The organism is Faecalibacterium sp. IP-1-18, assembly GCF_023347355.1.
Taxonomy (GTDB): domain Bacteria; phylum Bacillota; class Clostridia; order Oscillospirales; family Ruminococcaceae; genus Faecalibacterium; species Faecalibacterium prausnitzii.
The window spans coordinates 2053802-2074365 of sequence record NZ_CP094472.1 but is presented as its reverse complement, the minus strand read 5'-3'; the positions used below and the strand labels follow the sequence as shown (position 1 = coordinate 2074365).

Sequence of the window (20564 nt, the reverse complement as noted above, 5' to 3'; positions counted from 1 at the left end):
CGTATCAATGTTAGAAATTCATGGAGATACTGAATTAAGCAATATGGAATCATTCAATCTTAAAGAAACTAAAAATGGAGATAATAGAAATTGAATAAAAAGAAATTGGCAAAGAGTGTTGTAGGCATTGCTTTAATTGTAAGTGTAGCTATACTTATCGTTGTATGTGTTGGAAAAATAAAGCACATTCAGAATAAAAAAAATATTATTGGTACATGGAAGAATGCAAATGCAGAGGAAGTGTTTACCTTTCAAGAAAATGGAGGACTTGTTGTAAACAAAGATATGCCCGAATTGGGTATTACCTGTGGCAATGCATTATATAGCATATCTTCCTCAAATATGATTTTTGTGGAACAGAGAGATAATAGCGTGAATTTTGAGATAGAAGTAGATCAAAACGAATTAACAATCTTCTTTATGGGTCATAAATATTGGGAATTAACAAAATAGCAATTGCATATAAAGCGATACTCATGATATCCATAACCATAAAATATAGAGCCGATGAATCACTCGTTATTTCGATTGTGAGTTATCGGCTCTATTTCATTATTTATGGAAGGGCTAAAGAAATATCGTATTTTATAGAAATACTTTTGACAGATTTCTTCTCATTTTTATGTTCTTTTATCAAGTGCTATACCATTCCATATTCATCGCATTCACCCAATCTTGCATTTCTGAATCAAGATACAAACGGGCATATTCTAGTGGATTGTCAATCGCCAGTGCATCCAACATTCGTTGAGAGTTAGGAGTAGTAATCAATCCATCTTCTGCCTTGCCACAGTCAATCCGAAGTATGTAGCCATTGTAATAATTGATGTCTATGATGTTGTGATATTTATTATATTCTGCATGAACGATATTCATATTGCAAAGTCCTTTCTCTTATCTGTTTCAGTTGTAGAAGCATCTTGACCAGTTCCAGCCGATTATGTGATTTATATAATGTTATTAGCTGTTACCGGATTTTGCTTCCCTTGTTTTTGCCCTTATGAGGTGTCGTAACACAAGGGAAAAGGATATAACATAAGGGAAAGTCTAAGGGAAAGCTCACTTGCCAAAACTGTAGTAAAATCAAGGCATTGCGGATTTTATCGTAACACTTTATAATACCAGTTAGGTGTTAAAGAATTGTAGGTATCAAAATTCCAGTTTGTCGGGCAGACAGGTAACTGAAAAACACAAAATGAGGGAGCAACCATGGTACTTTATTTTACGGGAACCGGCAACAGCCGGTATCTGGCGCGGCGCATTGCCGAAGGGTTGGAGATGCCGCTTTACGACCTGAACGCTTACATCAAGGCAGGGGATACTGCCCCGGTGCAGACCGGACGGGATGTGGTGCTGGTGACGCCTACCTACGCATGGCGCATCCCCCGGGTGGTGTCGGGGTGGCTGGGCAAGACCGCGCTGACCGGGGCAGAGCGTATCTGGTTTGTGATGGACTGCGGCAGCGAAATTGGCAATGCGGCAGGCTATAACCGGCAGCTTGCGGCGCAAAAACACCTGCATTATATGGGGACTGCCCAGATCATCATGCCGGAAAACTACATTGCCATGTTCAATGCGCCCCAAAAGGAGCAGGCACGGAGCATCGTGGAGCAGGCAGAGCCTGAACTTCAGAAGGTGCTGACCCGGCTCAAGGCCGGGCAGGAATTTCCTCCACCGAGAGAGAACCTCTACGACCGCCTTATGAGCGGCCCGGTAAACCCGGTGTTTTATCGCTTTTTTGTAAAAGCGGATGCCTTCCGGGCAACGGACGCCTGCATCGGCTGCGGTAAGTGCGTGGAGTTGTGCCCTCTGAACAACATCCGTCTGGAAAACGGCAGGCCGGTCTGGGGCAAGAACTGCACCCACTGCATGGCGTGCATCTGCTACTGCCACAAAGAAGCCATCGAGTACGGCAAAAAGAGCAGGGGAAAGCCACGGTATCACTTTGAAGCGCTGGAAAAGAAGCAGGACGTATGAAGTTAAGGGGGCTCCGGCGGCGGGCAACCGGCGGACGAAAGGACAGATTTGTCTTTGATAGAATAAACCTATTGACATGGTACGAAAATGGGTTTATACTATCCCCAACACAAGGAAGGGAGCACAGGCAGATGAAACATACAGCAGATGCCCGGCACAGACTACCCGGGCGAATGCGCTACTCCCAGACAAATTCCCGGCAGACAGACTGAGAAAAAACAGGAAGATGCCGTTGTCTGGGAGAAGTGCCCGAACATACATCGTCACAATAAAAGGAGAACCGACAATGGCTGATTATAAACTGTGGAACGCACTGAAGGATGCTAAAAAATATCGCTGGGTGGAACTTTCTCACTCGCTGAACAACGAAAGCCCCTACTGGTCCGGCATCCCGGAAGGCTCTGTGGAGCTGGCAAAGACCGTGTGGGACTGGGGCAAGCCGGAACTGGAATGCCTGATCCAGACCTCCAAATTCCCCGGACAGTTCGGTACCCATATCGACTTCCCGGGTCACTTCATCAAGGGCAAAGCATTGTCCGAAAAGTATGATGTGAACGACCTGATCTTCCCGCTGGTGGTCATTGATATTTCTGAGCAGGCCAAGAAAGACCCTCGCTACGCTGTGACGGTGGAGGACATCAAGGACTATGAGGCAAAGTACGGTCCTATCCCGGATGGTGCGCTGGTGGCTCTGCGCAGCGACTGGTATAAGAAGTGGCCGGATATGGATGCGCTGTCCGGCATCGACGCAGAGGGCAAAGAAAATGCCCCCGGCTGGTCGCTGGAAGCATTGGAGTATATCTACAAGGTGCGCAACGCCGCCGCCAACGGCCACGAAACGCTGGATACCGATTCCTCTGCGGTGGCGGAAGAAAAGGGCGACCTTGCCTGCGAGCGCTATGTTCTGGACAACGACAAGCTGCAGGTGGAGGTGCTTGCAAATCTGGATAAAGTTCAGCCTGCCGGTGCGGTGGTCATCGTTTCTTATCCCCGCATTGAAGGTGCAACTGGTCTGCCCGCACGGGTCTGGGCCATTACCGAATAAGAGCGGAGAAGTGGGAAAATGTCCTTTGAAAAAGCAAAAGCAGACCTAGAAGAAAAAGGTCTGGGAGACCATGTCATTGTGCTGAACGAGTCCTCGGCAACCGTGGCAGAGGCAGCCCACGCATTGGGCGTGGAGCCTGCCAGCATCGCCAAAACGCTGTTGGATGGACCCTTTTGTGATTCGCAGAGTAATGCCGGCAATATTGATTCCGTATTGCAGACGTAAAAACTGTTGACCCTGCGATTGGGCTCCATCTGCAATAAAAAAGGGCAAAGCCGCCTGCATGCAGGAGACCTTGCCCTTTTGTGTTATATTTTACAATAAATTAGGCACTTTCCCGTGTATTCACAGTGCCACATTGACCGGCAGGACATACACGCCGTCGGCGGCGTAGAAGGTGATCTGAGTAATCGTCTTGCCGATGATGGATGCAAAGTAAGGATCATCGGCATTGAAGCCCAGCTTGGTACCATGCCAGATGTTGGTCACATGATGCAGGCCGTACTCACTGCCATCGGCGGTGGTCAGAACTACGCCGTAGACCTTGTTGGCCTTGTAGTCCAGATCAAAACCGGAGAGCTTCATCTCGTAGGTGGTGTGGTGACCGTTGGTATTCAGCTCCACAGTGGTGCCCTCTACGGTGGTCTCGGTGGCGTGGACCTTGCCAAACTCCCACTTGCCGCTCAGCAGGTTATACCATGCGGTGATGTAGTAGGCAGGGGTCTCACTGAGCTTGTAGTAAGCGTAGCTCTCGTTCTCAAACAAGGCATCTGCGCCGGTGTAGGTGGTGGTGGATTCCTTGCCCTTCAGGGTAACAGTAATGTCGTAGCTGTCGGCATCGGTGACCTGCTTTGCGTTCTTCAGCGCCCATGGGGTCAGCACCTTGACCGGGAAGGAAACGCCGGTGATGTCGGTGCCATCTGCGTTGACGTGGTAGGAACCGCCGGCAAGGTTGCCCGCACGGGTCTTGTTCTTGGTGGCGCTGGTCACAGCGTCGATCTCAGATGCGTTGTCCACACCGGCAGCCTTGTAGAAGTCGGCGTAGGGGATGTTCATCTGGACATAGCTGGAGGTCAGGCAGTTTTCCTGTTCCACCTCTTCCGCAGCGAAGGCCGGGACTGCCACAGCGCATACCAGCATAGCGGCCGCAAGTGCACCTGCAAATACTTTTTTCAATCTCATGGTAACACACCTCTATCTCAGTTTTGAAAAAACAGTTAGCTTAGCCTAACAATCGATGCAAAAAAATGCAGGGGTAAAGCCCCTCAGATGGTTAGGCAAAACAAATTTACAAAGTAAAAATAGCACTCCCACCGGGCGTTGTCAAGTAGAAACCGGCAAGTTTGCAGAGGTAAATTTTTTGGTGCAGGAAACGATCTGCATCCTCTATACCGCAAAGCCCTTGACCTTTTTGCCGGAGCGCAGTATACTGTTTGCACGGTTAGTTTCATTTAACCACAAGGAGGTACTACATGATACAAGACGCATTCTGGGGGATTTTGATCCCCTTTCTGGGCACAAGTCTTGGGGCGGGCTGTGTGTTCTTTTTGAAAAACTCTCTGTGTGACGGCATCCAGCGCGCCCTCACCGGCTTTGCCGCCGGAGTGATGGTGGCGGCATCGGTATGGAGCTTGCTGATCCCGGCTATGGAGCAGGCCGCAGATCTGGGCAGGCTGGCGTTTTTCCCGGCGGCGGTGGGTTTCTGGCTGGGTATCCTGTTTTTGCTGCTGCTGGACCATCTCATCCCGCATCTGCACCAGAACAGTTTGCAGGCCGAAGGGCCAAAAAGCCAGCTCCAGCGCACCACCATGATGGTTCTGGCGGTGACGCTGCACAACATCCCGGAGGGCATGGCGGTGGGCGTGGTCTATGCCGGTTACCTTGCCGGAACGGCTCAGATCACCGCCGCCGGGGCGCTGGCACTTTCCCTTGGCATTGCTATCCAGAACTTCCCGGAGGGTGCCATCATCTCCATGCCACTGCGGGCGGAAGGAATGAAAAAAGGCCGGGCATTCTGGGGTGGCGTGCTGTCCGGCATCGTAGAACCCATCGGGGCAGTGCTGACGATTCTGGCGGCAGGCATCGTGGTGCCCGCGTTGCCCTATCTGCTCAGCTTTGCCGCCGGAGCCATGCTGTATGTGGTGGTGGAGGAACTGATCCCGGAAATGTCGCAGGGGCAGCACTCCAACGTTGGCACGGTATTTTTTGCGGTGGGCTTCAGCGTGATGATGGTGCTGGATGTGGCACTGGGGTGACGGATGGAGCCCTCGAAGGCGAAATCTTTTTCGGAATCTCCGAAAATGCCTAAACTTCTTGACAGAGGCAACAGCAGGGCGTATTATTTTGGCAGAAGGACCGCTGAGAAGCGGCTTTTTATAAGACTGCAAGTTAGCTTTACCTAACTTGCAGCACGAGGAATTGCTGGCCTGTCATCCGGTGCAGTGGGCGCATCTGGTAAAAAGCATTGCATTGTGAACGGTAAATAGAAAGAGGGTGGCGTTATGTCCTTTTTTGAAAACACCCGAAAGCCCGTAGGCTTTGGCGGGAAGATCATGGTTGCTATGATGAACTTTGGACACAGCGCAATGGCAGAATGGGGGCTGCGCTTTTTACAGCCTGCCCCGGATGCCATGGTGCTGGACTGCGGCTGCGGCGGTGGAGCGAACATTAAAACGCTGTTGAAACTGTGCCCCAACGGCAAGGTGCAGGGCATCGACTACTCAGCCGTCAGCGTGGAAAAAGCGCGAAAGGTCAATGCCAGAGCCCTTGCGGCAGGACGGTGTACCGTGCAACAGGCAAGTGTGGCAGAGCTGCCGTTTGAAGCGGAGCAGTTTGATGTGGTGACCGCCTTTGAAACGGTCTACTTCTGGCCGGAACTTGCGCAGAATTTCAGAGAGATTTATCGGGTGCTGAAGCCCGGCGGAATCTTTTTCATCTGTAACGAAGCAAACGGCGAAACGACAAAAGACGACAAATGGACGCAGATCATCGATGGCATGACCATCTATACGGATACTGCACTGAAAAAGTATCTGGAAAAAGCAGGATTTTGTCAGATCCAAAGCCACAAAAATAAAAAGGGCTGGCTTTGCGTTACGGCGCAAAAGCGGTGAAGTAGTGCAACCGTAACATTTGGAACAGTGAAGAGCATGGCATGGTTTGCCTGCCGGAAAGCAGAATGAGGAGAACAGGGAGGAACCTATGAAATACAAAATCGAGAAAAACACCGTGCAGGAGACGCTGATCCTCCCGCTGTATTCCCGGAAGCTGTGCACCGAGCTGTATCCGAACCTTTACCAAGACGAAACAGCGGTGCATCTGATCGACCAGATCGACTACGACTTTTCAGAGGCAGAGAAAAACTCCCGCAGCCTGATGCAGCGGTTCGGTGCGCTGGAGGTCGCCATGCGGCAGAATGACCTTGCCTTTGAGGTGCGGGCGTACCTGAAAAATCACCCCTGTGCGGCAGTGGTCAATCTGGGCTGCGGGCTGGATAACACCGGCAGAGCCTGCAACAACGGCAGATGCAAGATCTACAATCTGGACTTCCCCGATGTCATTGCCTTGCGGCAGCAGCTGCTGCCTGCCGGGGAGCGGGAGCAAAACATCCCCTGCGACCTGAAAGACCCCGCATGGTTTGCCAAGATCAATGCCTCCGGCGTGGCGGTGTTTTTTGCCTCCGGGGTGTTCTATTACTTCCTGACCCAGCAGGTCAAGGCGCTGGTGCAGGGGATGGCAGATGCTTTTCCCGGCGGAGTGCTGGTCTTTGATGCTGCCAACCGTACGGCGGTGAAGATGATCGCCAAAACGTGGCTCAGGACGGCGAAAATCAAGGATGTGGGGGCATATTTCGCGGTTTCGGATGCGAAAAGCGAGCTTTCCCCATGGGACAACCGTTTGCAAGTATCCAGCAGGGGCTATATGATGGGGTACAACGATTTGAAAGATCCTTCTGTCAGCGGCTTTTTCCGGTTTCTCGCCAAGGTCGGGGACAACGGGATGAAAATGCAGATCGTGAAGATCGGATTTGGAGACAGACAATGAAATATGCCGGGATGCCCATGGGGATGTGGGTGCTGTTTGCCGGCTCTTTTCAAAAGCAGTTGACCGCTTACGATTTGAGCTTTGTAGTGGTTGTTTTGCAAAACTTTTATTCTTTACTTGATAACTGTATACGATAAAACCAAAGGGAGCTCTGCCCGGATCTTCGTCCGTGACGGAACTCCCCTTTTTTAGCTTTATAGAAAAACCATAAGTCATCTGCCATGGTCAACGGAGCAAGAACCACACGCCCAGCAGGATCGCAAGAAAGATCAGGTTGGACAGGGTGAACAGCCCAAAATACTGCTTCTTCCCCTGTGGCAGTTCCCGTGCGATCTGCCGGTAGGAAATAAGACTGGCCATGGATGCGATCAAAGTGCCAAGACCTCCCAGATTGGTGCCGATGATGAGGGCTTGTGTCTCTGCCGTGAACCCGGACAGCAGCAGGGCGGCGGGAACATTACTGGTGACCTGCGAAGCAAGAACCGCCACCAGAACTTCCCGGCCGGTCAGAAACTCCTGCAGCCAGCCGGAAAAGGCCGGAATGCGCCCCAGATTGCCAATGAAGATGAAAAAAGCCACAAAGGTCAAAAGCAGGGAATAGTCCACTGCCCGTAAGGTGTGCGGGTCTGCAAAAAGGGCGCAGACGAGTACAGCGGCAAAGGCAATGCCATAGGGCAACACCCGGATCACGGACAGCAGGCAAACGGCAAACAGAACCAGATACAGCAGGATAATTTTCTGATCCCCCTGAGATGCAGAAGAAACAAGCTCGTCCACGGAGAGGGCGGTAGACGTTTTCCGGCAGACCAGCGCTGCCCAAGCCAGCAGCAGGAGCAGAGAGACCAGGGTGTAGGGCAGCATAAGAAGAACAAATCCACCGATGCTCATGCCGCTTTTTCCGTAAAGATAGAGGTTCTGCGGGTTGCCGATGGGGGTCAGCATACTGCCAAGGTTTGCCGCAATGGTCTGCATACAGACCACCGGGATCAGAAGAGCGCGGCGGACATCCGCTCCCAGACGGCTCAGAACCACGAACGTAAAGGGAACGAAGGTCAGCAGGGAAACATCGTTGGTGATGAACATGCTTCCGAAAAAGCACAACCCGACCAGTACCAGTGTCAGCTGAAAGGTGCTGTGGGTGCGGGACAGCAATGCCCGTCCCAGTCCATCAAAAAAGCCCTGCCGCCGCAGCCCGGCCATGACCGTCATCAGGGAAAACAGGATCGCCAGCGTGCGCAGGTCGATGTAGCCGAGATACTGCGCATCCGGCGGAACAAAGAAGGCGGAGACAACGGCCAGCACAGCGGCTGCGGTGAGGACCGTTTCCTGCTGAATGAATTGTTTGAGTAGTTTCATAGAGACACATCCTTGTAGTTGTAAAGGCTGCCCTGCTGCGGTGCCGGACGGCCTTTTTCCGTATTTCAGAGCAACAGCTCAAACGACCCGATCATCAGCGGCATGGTCAGGATGGAAAGCAGCGTGCTCAGGACATAGATCGCGCTGGAATGAGAAGCATCCCGGTCATAGAGCTGTGCCATGGAGGTGACCGTTGCACAGGCGGGGGTAATGGCAGAAAGGTAGACCGTCATCAGGATGGACTTGCCGTCCGGGATCCAAAGGGATGCGTGAACTGCCCAAAGCAGCAAGACAATGACCAGCGGAACACCCAGCAGACGCAGAAACACCGGCAGATAGTTGCGCGGGGTGCAGAAAACCTTTTTCAGGGGCACTTCCGCAATGGCCATGCCTGCCAGCAGCATTCCCATGGGGCCGATCATATTGCCGACACTGCTCAGTGTGCTGGTGATCGGGGCGGGCAGCGAGACGTGCAGCAGGTACAGCAGCGCACCGGCTGCAATGGCGATCAGATTGACATTGGTAAGGAGCTTGCGCCATTCCAGCTGGGCAGACCCCTGCAGGCAGGCACTTGCATGGGTCCAGAGCAGTACCAGCTGTACAATGACAAAGGCGCAGGAGTAGACAACATATTCCTCCCCCAGCAGGGCCTGCACAATGGGGATGACCAGCGCGGCGGCATTGCTGTAAATGATATTGACCTGCTCCACGGCGTCCAGCTTGAGAGCTTTGCGGAACAGCGCATTCAGAAGCAGAAATACAACGTGCATTCCAACGGCGATGCCCATGGAATAAAGCAGTCCGGTGCGAATCTCCGGTGTATCCTTGATCTGAAAGGCGTTCAGAACGACACAAGGCATGACCAGATAGACAAAGACCACAGACAGCACCTTACTGTCCGATGCCTTCAACAAGCCGGTTTTTACAACGGCATATCCCATCAGCAGAACCAGAAATAGCTGCGCAATCTGCTGCATCAATAAAAGGCTGATTTGCATTTGGATCTCCTCTTTTGCAATTCATTTTTGCAGCACCATCCTACTCCATTGGCGGTGCATCGTCAAGAGAAAACAGAAAAATGCGATTAGAGCAAGAAAAAACGGATGGCTCCGCAGAACCATCCGCTAAAATTGGCATCATCAGTCTTTCCGGTACTTATATGCACCCTTAATGGCGTCAACTTCCGTGGGAATGCAGAAGTTTACGTCCTGATACATGGAAGAGTAGCCTTTTAAGCAAGGATCCCGGTGGACTGCAAAAACAGCACCAGCATCATCACCGGGGCAACATAGCGGATCATCACCCGGTAGAGCTTCTTGCGGCGGAAGGTCTTGCCGCCCCGCTGCATCTCGTCAATGACGTAATCCGGTGTCATGACCCAGCCGATCAGGATGGTGGACAGCAGGGCGATGAAAGGCATCATAACGCTGTTGCTGACGTAGTCCATGATATCCAGCAGCTGAGCCGCAGAGCCGTTGGGCAGCTGCACCTCAAAATAGAAGATGCTGTAACCCAGCGCAATGATGGCGGACGCGGCCAGATAAATGACCGTCAGCACCAGCACAGTCTTTTTGCGGCCCGAGTGGAAGATCTCCATGCAGTTGGCGGTGATGGATTCCAGCACCGAGATGCAGGAAGTGAGAGTGGCAAAAATAGCAGTGACAAAGAACAGGATGCCCACGAAAGTACCGGCCTTGCCCATAGCGGCAAACACCTTGGGCAGTGAGACGAACATCAGGCTGGGGCCTGCGCTCATGCCCTCGGTGCCGGAGAACACATACACGGCAGGAATGATCATGGCACCGGCCAGCAGAGCCACGCCAGTATCGAAGATCTCAATTTGATTCACCGCTTTGTTCAGGTCTACCTCCGGTTTGACGTAGGAACCGTAGGTGATCATAATGCCCATAGACACGCTGAGGGAGAAGAACAGCTGGCTCATGGCGTCCAGCAAGATCTGCAAAAAGCGGCTGACGGTCAGCCCTTCCATGTGCGGGGTCAGGTAGTAACGCAGCCCCTCCAGACCGGTGCGCATCTGGCCGGAAGCGTCCTCGTGGCGCAGGGTGAGGGCGTAACCAGCGATCACCACCACCAGCACCAGCAGAATGGGCATCATGTAGCGGGACACCCGCTCAATGCCTCCCTCCACGCCGTTGTACACGATGAAAGCCGTCACGCCCATGAACAGCAGAGCGAACACCACAGGCGACACCGGCGAGGTAATGAAGCTGGTAAAATAGCCGTCCTCCGCAGCGGCGGCAGACTGCCCGGTGAGGTAGACCACCGCATATTTCGTGATCCACCCGCCGATGACGGCGTAGTAGGTCATGATCAGAACCGGCACCAGAAAGGTGAGGATGCCGAGAAATTTCCACTTGGGGCGCATGGTCTCGTAGGCGCGGATGGCACTCTGCTTGGTGCGGCGTCCGATGGCAATATCCGAGGTGAGCAGGGTAAAACCGAAGGTCAGCACCAGCACCAGATACACCAGCAAAAACAAACCGCCGCCATCCTTTGCGGCAAGGTACGGGAACCGCCACAGGTTGCCGACACCCACCGCACTTCCGGCGGCAGCAAGGACAAATCCGATTTGTCCAGAGAAACTGCTTGCTTTCTTTTCCATGATTCTCAAACTCCTATCCTAAAAACCTATTGTAATATAGGATAACATGAAGTATCATATCAGTAAACCCAATAAAATTACTACGACCTATAAATTTTACTTATGGAGTGTTTGCAATGCGGGAACAGAAAGACCGATACGAGATATTCTTGAAAGTATGCGAAACGGGCAGCTTTTCCAAAGCAGCGGAGGCACTGAACTATACCCAATCCGGCATCAGCCAGATGATGGCAGGGCTGGAAGAGGAATTGGGCGTGCAGCTGTTCGCCCGCATCAACCGGGGCGTGACCCTGACAGATAACGGCACCCGCCTTTTGCCCTACATCCGGGAGCTGGCCAACCAGAAGACCCGGCTGCGGCAGGCGGCGTTCAATATCAACCACAAGGTGGAGGGCAAGCTGCGGGTGGGCAGCATTTCTAGCATCACAACGCTCTGGATGCCGGAAGTTGTGCATTATTTCAAGGAAAACTACCCGAAGGTGAAGATTGAAATTCTGGACGGCAACTATGATGAAATCCGGGAATGGATCATCCGTGGACAGGTAGACTGCGGTTTTCTCTCGTCCATTGTGGCAGACGACCTGAAATTCTACCCGCTCCGGGACGACCCGCTGTGCGCTGTGTTCCCGGAGGGGCATCCGCTGGCTGCACATTCCAGTGTGACCCTGCCGCAGCTGTTTCAGTATCCGCTCATTATCGAAACGCCCGGCTGTGATAACGACATCCAGCACCTGATGCTCAAATGCCCGGTGAAGCCGAATATTTTTTACAGCTTCCGGGACGATACCCTCATCATGGCGTTCGTGCGCAGCGGACTGGGCGTGACCATCTCACAGGAGCTGGTGATGCAGGCATTTGGCTGCCCCGGTGTGGTGTCCCGTCCGCTGGAGCCTGCCTGCTGCCGGACATTGGGGCTGGCGTTTTCCAAGACAGCAAGCTCGGTGGTGAGCCAGACGCTGCTGGAATATCTGAGCTCCACCCGGCAGCGAAAGGAAACACCGAAGATAAAATAAGAACAAAGCGCGGAGAACGGTATAAAAGCCGCTCTCCGCTTTCCCAGCAGCAACTCCTTGATCTCCTTGGAGATGATCGCCTGAAAATCGCGCACGATGGTGGGGAGCAGTTCCCTGCACCCTCAAAGGACTTTCTCTGTTGTCATTCTGCCTGTATCTCTTCCACCAGCGGCAGATAGTCGACACAGTATTTCCGGTACAGCGGCTGTACCAGCTGCCGGAAGTTCTGCATTTCCTCTTCGGGCAGCGGCAGCTCCCGGCACCCGCCAGCCAATGCCGCTTCTCGGGCGGCTGTTTCCTCCTGCGCCCAGAGTTGGCGCTCGTATTGCGCCGATGCCCGGGCGCATTTCTGCAGAATCTGCTGGTACTCCTCCGGCAGTGCATCCCATGTGCGGCCGGAAGCCAGCTGCACCTCCGGTACGCGGCTGTGCTCATCGGCCATGTAGTACCGCGCCACCTTGTAGTGCTCCATGGAATAGTAGGCCGGCCAGTTGTTTTCGGCGGCATCGATCTGCCCGGTTTCAAGCGCCGAGTAGACGTCGCTGTAAGCCGTGGTCTCCGGCACTGCACCCAGCAGGCGGATCATGTCGATCACGATCTGCGAATCCTGCACGCGGATGGTCTTGCCCTGCAGATCGTTCAGGCTGCGCACCGGCTGACGGGCATAGAACGAGCGGGCACCCGCGTCGTACCAGCTCAGCCCCACCCGCCCCTGCGCGGTAAAGTCCTGCAAAAACTCTGCTCCGATGCTGCCATCCAGCACACGCCACATATGGTCGGCATTCCGGTAGAGATACGGCAGCAGCAGTACGTTGAGCCGGGGCAGATCGTCTGTGGCCGCCGAGAGCGACACACGCGCAAAATCTACGCCGCCAATGGCAAGCTGCTCCCACACCTGCTGTTCCGAGCCGTACTCGCCGTTCGCTTTGACCTGAATGACCACCTTGCCCCCGGTCTGCTGCTGCACAAGGTCTGCAAAATACTGCGCGCCCTGTGTAGTGGGGTACCCGGCGGGCTGGTTGTCGGCATAGGTCAGCACATAGTCCGGTGTGGTCTGCGGCTTTGCGCCACAGCCTGCCAGCTGCAAGGCTGCAAAGCCCAGCCCGGCTAAAAAGGTCCGTCTGCGCATGGTGTCTCCCTCCCTTTGCAGATAGTATAGCGCACAAGACTGCCTTTGTGCAAGAGATAGGAAAAGGCGGTGCCCGCCGCAAAGCAGGTACCGCCTTTTTAGGAGAAGAAGAATAAGAACAAGAAGGAGATGTCTCAGTTACATCAGGCCCATTGCCTGCGGCAGTGCAGTAGACACTGCCGGGATAAAGGTGACCAGCAGCAGTCCGCCGATGATGGCCACATAGTACATAAGCATATACGGCATGACCTTGGAAAGCGAGGTGCGCCCCACCTTGATACCCACGAACAGGGCGTTGCCCACGGGCGGGGTGATGTTGCCGATGCAAAGGTTATACACGAGGATCAGACCGAACTGGATGGTGCTCATGCCAAAGCTCTGGCAGATGGGCAGAAACAGCGGGGTGAAGATGAGGATGGCCGGGGTCACATCCATAAAGGTGCCGGACACCAGCAGAATCACGTTCATGATGAGCAGAATGATGTACTTATTGCTGGTCAGGCTCAGCAGGGCTGCCGCCACTGCATCCGGGATCTGCAAAAAGGCCATGACCCAGCCCAGAATGTTGGAAACACCCACAAGGAACACCACCATGCCGGACATCTTGGCAGAGTCCACGATGATCTTCCACAGGCTCTTCAGGTTGATGGAGCGGTAGCAGAAAGCCAGCACCAGCGCATAGACGACCGCGATGGCAGAGCCTTCGGTGGCAGAGAACACGCCGCCGATGATGCCGCCGATGACCACGATGATCAGGGAGAGCGAAGGCAGGGCGCGCAGGGTGCAGACGCCGAGGTTTTTCCAGTCAAACTTGCCGGGGGTGCCCTTGTACCCCAGCTTGATCGCCAGCAGCACGCCCACCACGCAGCAGCACAGTGCCCAGATGATGCCGGGAATGTAACCAGCCATGAACAGCGCAGCCACAGAGGTGCCGCCGGACGCCAGAGAGTAGGTGATCAGGGCGTTGGACGGCGGGATCAGCAGGCCGGAGCAGGAGGAAGCGGCGTTGGTGGCAGCGGTCACGGCGGGGTCGTAGCCCTGCTCGTCGGCACCGTCGCGGATCATGGAGCCAACAGCAGCAGCCGCAGCGGATGCAGAGCCGGAAATGGCGCCGAACAGGGCGTTGGTGCCGATGTTGGTCACCAGCAGTGCGCCGGGCAGCTTGCCCAGAATGGCCATGACGAAATCCACCAGACGCTTGGCGATACCGCCCTGATTCATGATGTTGCCGGCCAGAATAAAGAACGGGATGGCGGTCAGGCTGAACTTACTCATGCCCACAAAGGTGCGCTGGGCAGCGGTCAGCACGGCCACATTCAGATCAATGGAAGAAAGAATGGCAGTCAGGGAAGAGACTGCAATGGCGTACGAGATGGGCACGCCGAGGAACAGCAGCACCAGCAGCACTGCCAGAATTACGAGTAACGCTTGAATTGCCACAGCTTAGTCCTCCTTGTTTTCCTTGTCGGCATCGGCAGCCATTTCGGCTTCCACTTTTGCAAAGTCTGCATCTTCCGGGGTATCCAGACAGATGGAGCCGTTGGCGATACCGATAATGTTCAGCACGGAATACACCAGAATGATCACGCCGCAGATGGGCATGACCCAGTAGAACACGCCCACGGCTACGCCCAGCGAGGAGGTCTGCTGTCCCATAGCCAGCTGGGACACCTGAAAACCGCCGAACACCAGAATGGTCGCGGAGAAGAGGAAGGCGATGACCTCAGCAAAGATGTGGAACGCCTTGCGCATGATGGGGTTGAACCGGTCCACCAGCACGGGGATGTTCATGTGGCCGCGCTCGCCGGAAACGATGGTAGCACCCAGCATGGTGCTCCAGCCGAACAGATAACCCACCAGTTCTTCCGACCATGTGGAGGGAGAGTTGAAGATATAACGCACGATGACCTGATAGGTGGTCAGCACCACCATGACCGTCATGCTCAGACCTGCCAGCAGGTTGAGCACCTTGTTCAGGGTATTTCTCAGTTTTTCCATGATGCTCCTCCTCAGTCCGCAGTATGGGCAGCGTTGTGCTGCTGGATCAGGTCATAAATGGGCTGCAATTCCGGGTTTGCTGCCAGCACGGAATCGTGCAGGGGAGCCATAGCCTCCTGAAACGGTGCAGTGTCCGGGTAAATAAAGTTGACGTGCTGCTCATTCTCGGCCTTATCTTTCGCCTCAGCCACAGCATCCTCCCAGGCGTCCTGCTCGGTGCGCTTCACGATCTGGAAGCCCTCTTCAAAGATCGCGCGCTCCTCGTCGTTGAGCTCGTTCAGGAAGGCGTAGTTTGCCACCAGAAGATCCGGCACCATCTGGTGCATATCGTAGGAGTAATACTTGCAGATATCACCGTGACCGTTATCGGTCAGAGCCAGCTCGTTGTTCTCGGCACCATCCAGAATACCGGCCTGCAATGCGGTGTACACATCGCCGAAGCCCATGGGGGTAGCGGTGCCGCCCAGCAGACGCATCATTTCCACGTTGGTGGGCGACTGCTGCACGCGGATCTTCAGACCCTTCAGGTCGGAGGGCTGGTTGATGGGGGTCTTGATGGTGTAGAAGTTGCGGGTACCGGCATCCAGCCACGCCACCGTTTCCAGACCGGCCTTGGAAGTGGTCTTGAAAATGGGGTCCGTCACCTCGGGGTCATCCATGGCCTCGTGGTAGGCTTCTACGCTGGAGAACAGGTAAGGCAGGTTGAAGATCTGGTATTTGGCGCTGAAGGTCTCCATGATGGCATTGGACGCCACCACAAAGTCGATGGCACCGGTCTGGGTCAGCTGCACCATTTCGGTCTGGGAGCCCAGCAGCTCGCTGGGGTACACCTCCACGCGGTACTTGTCGCCCAGCTTCTCGTTGATATAGTTGGCGAAGGCTTCCAGTCCCAGATGATCCGGGTGGGTCTGGGACTGCACATGGCCGATGCGCACGATCTTGCGGTCGTCATCGGAGCCGGCGCCGCAGCCGGTAAGCATCATGCTGCTGGTCAGTGCCGCTGCGCCCATCAACGACAGAAACGTTCTTCTCTTCATGAATGGCATCCTCTCTTTTCGCGTTTTTCTATGATTATAGTTTAACAAACCGTTCATTTTTGCGAAACCGGATTATTTTGTGAAACGCAGTACGATTTTGTCTTTGTTGTATCCAAGTACAATTTTTGTATTTTGCGGACGAAAGAAACTGGCAAAAACGAAAGAAGCGCCCGTCCCTCTCCTGCTGACAGGCAGAAAAGAACGAGCGCTTCTTTTGGATCCGAGTTATCCCTGTACCGCTTTTTCCGCTGCGGCTACGCGGTATTCCGAAGGGGTCTGGCCGGTCAGGCGCTTGAACACCCTTGTAAAATAGTTGGCGTCGCTGTAACCCACAGCAGCGCCGATATCCTTCAGGCTCAGGCGCGGGTCCAAAATCAGCTGGCGCGCCTTGTTCACCCGATATTCGTTCAGGTAGGCCGAAAAGTTCACCTTAAAGCACTGCTTGAACAGCTTGCAGAAGTAGGCGTCCGAGTAGCGCAGCGCAGCGGCGGCATCCTGCATGGAAATATCCTCCCCATAGTGAGCGTCGATGAAGCGGCTGATCTCGGCACGGATGATGGCGGTGCGCATATCCTCGTCCTCTTCCCGGCGGAGGGGCTCTGCAGGCGCAGGGGGCTGTGCGGGCGGGCGGGCAGCTGCACCGACACCTGCCGGATGGCATCCTCCACCGCGAATACCAACTCCTGCTCGTTGTAAGGCTTGAGCAGATAGTCCAGCGCCCGCACAGAGATTGCCTGCCGTGCGTAGTCGAACTTATCAAAGCCAGTCAGAAACAGGATGGCGCAATTTTTGTCCGTTTCGCGGATCTTACGCGCCACCTCCAGCCCGGTAAGACCCGGCATTTCAATGTCCAGCACAGCCACCTGCGGCGCTTCGCGGGCAAAAATTTCCAGCGCTTCCCTGCCGTTTTTTGCTTCATACAGGCTTATCAGATCTCCCAGATACTTCTGCAAAGTCCGGCACAGCACCTTGCGCTCGATCAATTCATCCTCTGCCACCAGCAATTTGCACTTCACGAGAGCGTCTCCTCCTTTTCTTCCGGCTGCTGCGTCTGCGGGAGCTCAAACCGCACCACAGTACCGTGACCTGCGCGGCTGTATACCTGCATTTTACCGCCCGGATACAGCATCCCGATGCGGCGGGAAATGTTGCCAAGACCAATGCTGCGTCCGGTCTGCTCGCTCTGCGCAATTTTAGTTTGCACAGCGTCCAGTTCCTCTGGGGTCATCCCCTTGCCGTTGTCCGCGACCGTGAGCACCAGCACCTTGCCCTGCATCCATGCCCGCAGCAGGATGCGTCCGCCTTCCTCGCAGGACTTGAGCCCGTGCGAGTAAGCGTTTTCCACCACCGGCTGCAGCATAAAGGACGGCACTAAAACCGCTGCAGACTGTACATGAATGCTTTTTTCTACGGTAATGCGTCCATCAAACCGCATCTGCTGCAAATAAATGTAGTCCTCCAGCCCGTCCAATTCCTCCTCCAGCGTGATCTGCTGGCGCTTGGTGCGCAGGTTGTGCCGGAACAAACTGCCCAAATGCACGATCATCTGGTCGGTGGTGGCAGCATCCTCCAGCCGCGCCATGCAGGAGATCATGTTCAGGGTGTTGAATAAAAAATGCGGGTTCACCTGACTTTTGAGCACCTCCAGCCGGGTGTGTTCCAGATCTTTTTCCAGCGCAAGGTTCCGCACCTCTTCCCGGTGCAAGGCCTGCTGGGTGGTCAGCTGCTGCGCCATGGCGTGTTTCATCTGGTTGAAGGTGGCCGTCAGCCGCCCCACCTCGTCGCTGCTTTTCACCGGAAGGTCCGGGCTGGAAAAATCTCCCTCGGCAATGCTGCGGGAAGCCTGCGCCAGCCGCAGCAGCGGACGCACCACCGCACGGCTCAGCACCCGGATGAGCAGCAGCATCAGCACAGCCGCCGTCAGGAACAGCCCCAGATACAGCCACGGCAGATGCCGGAGGCGGGTCTCTGTGCTGCTGTAAAGGGCGTTTTCCTGTTCCAGCGTGGCCTGTGTCAGGCGCAGCGCATACTCGGCAAGGTAGTCTTGCAGCGCCATCACATGGTACATCTGTTCAATATAGGTATCTGCTGAGGGCGAAAGCTGCAAAAAGGCATCTCGCTCCTGCCGGTAACCCGCGTATCCCTGTAAAAGGTTCCAGGTGCGGGCATAGCGCTCCTCGCCGATGCGGGCGTAATCGAAGGGCAGGGCCGCAAGGCTCTGCTCGGCGGCAGCGCAGGCGGCGGTATAGGCCTGCTCCGTTTCAGAAGTAGGCTGGCGCACATAGCGTGCAAAGGCCTGTGCTTCGTCCTTGAGGGCGTTCTGCACCGTGTAGCAGACGGCGTTGTCGGCCAGCAGCGTATCAAAGGAGCGCACTGTCCACTGCCCCGCCATGGTAGCGATGCCGGTGGAAAGCATGGTGACCAGCAAAATCGCGGCAAGCCATGCCGTGACCCTGCTGCGCAGGGAGATGCCGCCCTGTGTGGTTTTGTTCCGTGCCATACGCTTTCCCTCCTGCCCTTGCAGCACCCGGTCTTTTTTATAAGATAAGTATAATAATCTCCCGGGAAAAGTGCAACTGCAAAAAAAGCACCGGTTTCCGCAAAGAAGCCGGTGCTTGCAGGCAATGTGCCAAGCGGTCAACGGGTCAACAGCTCAAAATGATTCCGTTTGGTGACCAGCAGCCCTTCCTTTTGCAGCTTGGAAAGCTCCACCGACATGGCGGCACGCTCCACGCAGAGAAAATCCGCCAGCTGCTGACGGTCAAAGGGGATGTCAAAGGAAAGGGAGGACTGCCGGATGGATTCGGCGGACAGGTAGGACAGCAGCTTTTCCCGGGTGGTTCGCTTGCTGACATGGGTGATTTTATCGTTAAAAAGCAGTATTTTGTTTGCCAGAACGCTGACCAGATTGCGGATGAGTTTCTGGTGATGGTCGCAGGCGGTGGGGCAGGCGGTGAGCAACCGCTTGACGTTCAGCAGCAGGATCTCGCAATCCTCCTCTGCCACCACGCTGATGTTCAGGATGGCACCGGGGGTGGCGGCGTAAGGCTCCCCGAAAAAGTCTCCGGTATTGCACTTGGACAGGATATTGCGGTGTCCCCAAAGATCCTCTTGTATCACAAGGGTGGAGCCGGACAACATGAGCCCCATGACCTCCGTGGAATCTCCGGCACGGAAAATGTAGGAGCCCCGGGGCCGGGTGATTTTCGCTGCACTGACACAGTGCAGGATGGACAAAATTTCATCGTCAGTAAGCCCGGTGAAGAAGGGGCAGCTCCGCAGAACAGGCAGATATTTTTGCATAAAGGCTCTCCTTGTTGGAATTCAAACATACAAGATGGCTTTAGTATACTATAATAAACCTGCAAATGCAAAAAAAAACCACAACAGGAGAGTATAGATATGATTCGGAAGATCATCCATATTGACGAAGAAAAATGCAACGGCTGCGGCTTGTGCGCAACCGCCTGCCACGAGGGAGCCATTGATATCATCAACGGCAAAGCAAAGCTGGTGCGGGAAAATTTCTGCGATGGCTTTGGCGACTGCCTGCCGGGCTGCCCCACCGGAGCTATCACCTTTGAGGAGCGGGAAGCCCCTGCCTACGACGAGGCAGCGGTGCAGGAGAACAAAAAGAAAAAGGAATTGCAGGAGAAGATGAAGCACCTCCACGAGGGCGGCTGCCCCGGCTCCCGGATGCGGATGCTGGAACAGCCGGAGACCGCTGCCGAAAGTGCAGTTGCCGCCCCTGTGCAGCCGGTCTCCCGCCTGCGCAACTGGCCGGTTCAGATCAAGCTGGCACCCATCCATGCGCCTTACTTTGAGGGTGCAAAGCTCCTGATTGCAGCGGACTGCACGGCCTATGCCTACGCCAATTTCCATCAGGAGTTTATGCGCGGCAAGGTGACCCTTATCGGCTGCCCGAAGCTGGATGCTGTGGATTACAGCGAAAAGCTGACCGAGATCCTGCGCAGCAACGATATCCAGAGCGTGACCATCCTCCGCATGGAGGTGCCCTGCTGCGGCGGCTTGGAGATGGCGGCGAAAAAGGCGCTTCAGACCAGCGGAAAGTTCATTCCGTGGCAGGTGGTCACCATCTCCATTGACGGAAAAATTCTGGATTAAAAGCACAGGGCAGACCTATACCGCCTTTTAATGCTTTACGCATTTCTTGCCTTGCGGTAAAATACCATAGATTCCATAAGCGGGCGACCTGAAAAAGGCTGCTCGCTTTTTTATCGTCATCGCAGTATTTTTGCGGGAACGGCTTTTTGCCGGTAAGGGATAAAAGCGTTCCATAGAAAATAGGTGCTCTTTACAAGAAAAAATCTTGAAACGCTTC

Annotated in this window: 22 protein-coding genes; 9 read left to right on the top strand and 13 right to left on the bottom strand. The window is 54.5% G+C overall.

Annotation, left to right across the window (positions count from 1 at the left end; translation table 11 throughout):
- Window positions 1–90: 90 nt before the first annotated feature.
- Complete coding sequence (locus tag MTP43_RS09750) at window positions 91–453, top strand: hypothetical protein (protein WP_008397018.1); 363 nt, start codon at window positions 91–93, stop codon at window positions 451–453.
- Window positions 454–633: 180 nt separating this feature from the next.
- Here MTP43_RS09750 and MTP43_RS09745 read toward each other — a convergent pair whose 3' ends face one another.
- Entirely contained in the window at window positions 634–876 is a 243-nt protein-coding gene (locus MTP43_RS09745; protein WP_008397019.1) for a DUF6061 family protein, read from the bottom strand.
- Between the two features lie 333 nt (window positions 877–1209).
- Between MTP43_RS09745 and MTP43_RS09740 the strand changes: the two genes are divergently transcribed.
- From MTP43_RS09740 to MTP43_RS09730, 3 genes are all read left to right on the top strand, one after another.
- Window positions 1210–1977, top strand: a complete 768-nt coding sequence (locus tag MTP43_RS09740; RefSeq protein ID WP_005922494.1) for an EFR1 family ferrodoxin — start codon at window positions 1210–1212, stop codon at window positions 1975–1977.
- A 286-nt stretch (window positions 1978–2263) separates the two neighbouring features.
- On the top strand, window positions 2264–3022 hold the full coding sequence (locus MTP43_RS09735) for a cyclase family protein (RefSeq protein ID WP_249234787.1): 759 nt from the start codon (window positions 2264–2266) through the stop codon (window positions 3020–3022).
- An 18-nt stretch (window positions 3023–3040) separates the two neighbouring features.
- On the top strand, window positions 3041–3247 hold the full coding sequence (locus MTP43_RS09730; protein ID WP_238057146.1) for a hypothetical protein: 207 nt from the start codon (window positions 3041–3043) through the stop codon (window positions 3245–3247).
- 120 nt (window positions 3248–3367) lie between these two features.
- On the opposite strand, the gene MTP43_RS09725 is transcribed toward MTP43_RS09730, so the two are convergent.
- Window positions 3368–4204, bottom strand: a complete 837-nt coding sequence (locus MTP43_RS09725; protein WP_113620903.1) for a hypothetical protein — start codon at window positions 4202–4204, stop codon at window positions 3368–3370.
- A 290-nt stretch (window positions 4205–4494) separates the two neighbouring features.
- On the opposite strand from MTP43_RS09725, the gene MTP43_RS09720 reads away from it, so the two are divergent.
- The 3 genes from MTP43_RS09720 to MTP43_RS09710 all read left to right on the top strand — a co-directional run bounded on the left by MTP43_RS09720 (window position 4495) and on the right by MTP43_RS09710 (window position 7066).
- Window positions 4495–5277 (top strand): ZIP family metal transporter, encoded by a 783-nt coding sequence (locus MTP43_RS09720; protein ID WP_005922488.1) that lies wholly within the window; start codon window positions 4495–4497, stop codon window positions 5275–5277.
- A gap of 246 nt (window positions 5278–5523) precedes the next feature.
- Window positions 5524–6135, top strand: a complete 612-nt coding sequence (locus tag MTP43_RS09715) for a class I SAM-dependent methyltransferase (protein ID WP_005922486.1) — start codon at window positions 5524–5526, stop codon at window positions 6133–6135.
- 88 nt (window positions 6136–6223) lie between these two features.
- The gene (locus tag MTP43_RS09710) at window positions 6224–7066 is read left to right on the top strand and encodes a class I SAM-dependent methyltransferase (RefSeq protein WP_249234786.1); all 843 of its coding nucleotides are present in this window, start codon (window positions 6224–6226) and stop codon (window positions 7064–7066) included.
- 225 nt (window positions 7067–7291) lie between these two features.
- On the opposite strand, the gene MTP43_RS09705 is transcribed toward MTP43_RS09710, so the two are convergent.
- The 3 genes from MTP43_RS09705 to MTP43_RS09695 form a co-directional block, all read right to left on the bottom strand.
- On the bottom strand, window positions 7292–8422 hold the full coding sequence (locus MTP43_RS09705) for an SLC13 family permease (RefSeq protein ID WP_117526818.1): 1131 nt from the start codon (window positions 8420–8422) through the stop codon (window positions 7292–7294).
- Window positions 8423–8487: 65 nt separating this feature from the next.
- The gene (locus MTP43_RS09700; RefSeq protein WP_117526819.1) at window positions 8488–9420 is read right to left on the bottom strand and encodes an AEC family transporter; all 933 of its coding nucleotides are present in this window, start codon (window positions 9418–9420) and stop codon (window positions 8488–8490) included.
- A gap of 233 nt (window positions 9421–9653) precedes the next feature.
- The gene (locus tag MTP43_RS09695; RefSeq protein ID WP_117526821.1) at window positions 9654–11045 is read right to left on the bottom strand and encodes a sodium-dependent transporter; all 1392 of its coding nucleotides are present in this window, start codon (window positions 11043–11045) and stop codon (window positions 9654–9656) included.
- Between the two features lie 116 nt (window positions 11046–11161).
- On the opposite strand from MTP43_RS09695, the gene MTP43_RS09690 reads away from it, so the two are divergent.
- Window positions 11162–12058 carry a LysR family transcriptional regulator gene (locus MTP43_RS09690; protein ID WP_117526823.1) on the top strand — a complete coding sequence of 299 codons (897 nt, stop codon included), beginning with the start codon at window positions 11162–11164 and terminating at the stop codon, window positions 12056–12058.
- Window positions 12059–12200: 142 nt separating this feature from the next.
- On the opposite strand, the gene MTP43_RS09685 is transcribed toward MTP43_RS09690, so the two are convergent.
- The 8 genes from MTP43_RS09685 to MTP43_RS09650 all read right to left on the bottom strand — a co-directional run bounded on the left by MTP43_RS09685 (window position 12201) and on the right by MTP43_RS09650 (window position 19525).
- Window positions 12201–13187 (bottom strand): TRAP transporter substrate-binding protein, encoded by a 987-nt coding sequence (locus MTP43_RS09685; protein ID WP_117526825.1) that lies wholly within the window; start codon window positions 13185–13187, stop codon window positions 12201–12203.
- 138 nt (window positions 13188–13325) lie between these two features.
- On the bottom strand, window positions 13326–14627 hold the full coding sequence (locus tag MTP43_RS09680) for a TRAP transporter large permease (protein ID WP_249234785.1): 1302 nt from the start codon (window positions 14625–14627) through the stop codon (window positions 13326–13328).
- A gap of 3 nt (window positions 14628–14630) precedes the next feature.
- Window positions 14631–15185: a TRAP transporter small permease gene (locus MTP43_RS09675; RefSeq protein ID WP_005922476.1), complete on the bottom strand. Its 555-nt coding sequence runs from the start codon at window positions 15183–15185 to the stop codon at window positions 14631–14633.
- An 11-nt stretch (window positions 15186–15196) separates the two neighbouring features.
- Window positions 15197–16231, bottom strand: coding sequence for a TRAP transporter substrate-binding protein (locus MTP43_RS09670; RefSeq protein WP_044960092.1), 1035 nt, complete (start codon window positions 16229–16231; stop codon window positions 15197–15199).
- A 216-nt stretch (window positions 16232–16447) separates the two neighbouring features.
- Window positions 16448–16723: a helix-turn-helix domain-containing protein gene (locus MTP43_RS09665; RefSeq protein WP_249234784.1), complete on the bottom strand. Its 276-nt coding sequence runs from the start codon at window positions 16721–16723 to the stop codon at window positions 16448–16450.
- Window positions 16648–17238 (bottom strand): response regulator, encoded by a 591-nt coding sequence (locus MTP43_RS09660; RefSeq protein WP_249234783.1) that lies wholly within the window; start codon window positions 17236–17238, stop codon window positions 16648–16650. Before MTP43_RS09660 ends, MTP43_RS09665 begins: the two co-directional genes overlap by 76 nt.
- Window positions 17235–18722: a sensor histidine kinase gene (locus MTP43_RS09655; protein ID WP_249234782.1), complete on the bottom strand. Its 1488-nt coding sequence runs from the start codon at window positions 18720–18722 to the stop codon at window positions 17235–17237. The genes MTP43_RS09660 and MTP43_RS09655 overlap by 4 nt, the downstream gene beginning before the upstream one ends.
- Window positions 18723–18859: 137 nt before the next feature.
- Window positions 18860–19525 (bottom strand): Crp/Fnr family transcriptional regulator, encoded by a 666-nt coding sequence (locus MTP43_RS09650; RefSeq protein WP_113993024.1) that lies wholly within the window; start codon window positions 19523–19525, stop codon window positions 18860–18862.
- Between the two features lie 99 nt (window positions 19526–19624).
- On the opposite strand from MTP43_RS09650, the gene MTP43_RS09645 reads away from it, so the two are divergent.
- Window positions 19625–20347, top strand: a complete 723-nt coding sequence (locus tag MTP43_RS09645; protein ID WP_015536985.1) for a 4Fe-4S binding protein — start codon at window positions 19625–19627, stop codon at window positions 20345–20347.
- Window positions 20348–20564 lie beyond the last annotated feature (217 nt).